Annotated in this window: 2 protein-coding genes; both read right to left on the reverse strand. The window is 52.6% G+C overall.

Annotation, left to right across the window (positions count from 1 at the left end; translation table 11 throughout):
• Window positions 1–337: 337 nt before the first annotated feature.
• Window positions 338–1,213, reverse strand: coding sequence for a D-amino acid aminotransferase (locus H5U02_15265; protein ID MBC7343779.1), 876 nt, complete (start codon window positions 1,211–1,213; stop codon window positions 338–340).
• Window positions 1,214–1,285: 72 nt separating this feature from the next.
• On the reverse strand, window positions 1,286–1,567 hold the full coding sequence (locus H5U02_15270; GenBank protein MBC7343780.1) for a DUF503 domain-containing protein: 282 nt from the start codon (window positions 1,565–1,567) through the stop codon (window positions 1,286–1,288).
• Between the last annotated feature and the right edge of the window lie 557 nt (window positions 1,568–2,124).

Raw genomic sequence — 2,124 nt, forward strand, 5'->3', positions numbered from 1 at the left:
CGATCAGCCTGCTCCGTTTGAAAGGAGTGCAGAATATTGCCGCGGGCTTAAGGGAGTTGGCCTGGAATAAAGGATACGCCGCGGCGCTGATTGATGCTTGAAATGAATATCTTCACCTTTGCTTCTCCTTATGGTTAAATCTTTTCCTTTGGTCGGCTTTTGAGCAGCTCCTCTTCGGTTTGCTTTTTTGTGGTAAGTTTCCGGCGTAACAAAATATGAGTAGTCCTTTTTGGTCGGTCGGCTAAATCTTTTAGCTGAGGGAAGTGGTTATTTTTTCAGGGACTTTGACGATCCCGTGGGCTCTTTCTCGGTCCCTCAGCGAATCTGCGCCTCCGGCCTAGCCGGGGAGGTCCGGGCCGAGTTCTTGGCGCATCAGCCCAAGCAGCAGTTGGTAGACCTGCCGGGTAAGTGGGCCCGGCTGCCCGCTACCAACGGTCCGGTCATCCACCACCACCACCGGCATGACCTCGGACAGAGTCCCCGACAAAAAGACCTCATCGGCAGCATAAAGCTCATCCACATAAACCCGCCTCTCCTCCACTGCCAGGCCAGCAGCGCGTACCGCTTCCAGGATAGCCGCTCGGGTAATTCCTGGGAGAATGTTGTTGTCGAGGCTAGGAGTTATGATCACACCATCTTTGACCAAGAAGATGTTGGTGCTAGAGCCCTCGTTGACCGTGCCACTTTCCTCGCAAAAGATGGCTTCGTAAGCTCCCTGGCGTTTGGCCTTTTCCTTGGCCAGAACGTTGGGAAGGAGGTTGATGGATTTTACCCGGCACCAGCGCCAGCGGATGTCGGGGGTAGTTATGACTTTTACCCCTTGCTCCCGATATTGGGGCGGCGCCAAGTGGGCGGCCTGAACCATGGCCAGCACCGTGGGCTGAGGAGATTCCGGAAAGGCGTGGTTACGCTCGGCCGGACCGCGGGTGACTTGGATATAAATCTGGGCCGGGTTCAACCCCGATCGATGGGCTTCTCCGGCCAGCCCTCGCGCCACTTCTGCTAGCTCCGCCCGGCTGAGGGGTAGCTCCAGCTCGATGGCCTCTGCGCTCTTTTCCAGGCGCTCCAGGTGGGCCTCGAGCCGAAACAAGCGGCCCTGCCAGCACCAAATTACTTCATATATTCCATCACCGAACAGAAAACCCCGATCCTGGACCGAAATCTTAGCCTCCTCCAACTCCTGCATGCACCCATTGAGGTAAACTAACCGCATCCCATTACCCCCTCTGCCCAGTTTTATACCCAGCTCGCCCTTAGCTTTTGTTGCCAACTTCTGCCGGTACCCTTAAATTAATTCCGTGTGGCACTCTACCACTTCCAAGTCCCTTTGGCTCTCCAAATACCGGAGTACAGAGCGTAGGGAGCGATCGGTATAGGCGGATTGGTTGCTGACGGTAACGATGGCCAACAAAGCCCGCTGCCAAACATCCTGATGATCGATTTCAGCAACGGAGACATTGAAGCGTCTTCTTATCCTTTCGATGGTGCCCTGCAAAACCCGCCTCTTATCTTTGAGGGAAAAGGATTGGGCAATATGGAGCTCCACCTGCAGTATGCCTACCACCATTAGCATTACCTCCCCTGGCTTTTACCGGTTTGGATAGGGCCTAAAAGGCGGGTTTTAAGCATAGCCTGTTGGTAAGAATTATATTCTTAGTATCTATCCTTAACAAGTAATTGCCGACCTCCAATGTATCTTGATATTTCATTTGCCTCAGCTTTCCTGGCTCGGCAGGCGCTCAGTGGCCAAGTGATAACAGCGGCCTACTTCCAGCTCAGTCGTCCAGGATGCTACGTTAAAAGTAAATGTTACTTCGCTATGACTTAATCTGCCCTCATACTGGTCGGTACTTCATATTTTATATGTAAAATTTTGCGGTCTCGAGCAGGAATATCTTTATTGATGGCGAAATAACTGAAAATAGTAGTTAGGATATCGACGCATGTGATTGAAATATCAAGCTGAGAGAAGGTCCCCGGCTTGCCCAGTAATCGCCAAGGGTAGCCGGAGGCCCGAGGTATACGGAGGAAAGCCTCTGCAGGCTTAGGCAAGTAGACTTGCGGGAAGCCCAAGGGTCGAGGGTCTCGTATAGTCTGGATAACTGTCTATTTGAATTGCTGAGA

Source organism: Clostridia bacterium (assembly GCA_014360065.1).
Lineage (GTDB): Bacteria > Bacillota > DSM-521 > Neomoorellales > JACIYF01 > JACIYF01.

Coding starts and splice junctions, on each gene's coding strand:
- H5U02_15265 (MBC7343779.1), bottom strand. CDS start 1,213: ATGCGGTTAGTTTACCTCAATGGGTGCATGCAGGAGTTGGAGGAGGCT.
- H5U02_15270 (MBC7343780.1), bottom strand. CDS start 1,567: ATGGTGGTAGGCATACTGCAGGTGGAGCTCCATATTGCCCAATCCTTT.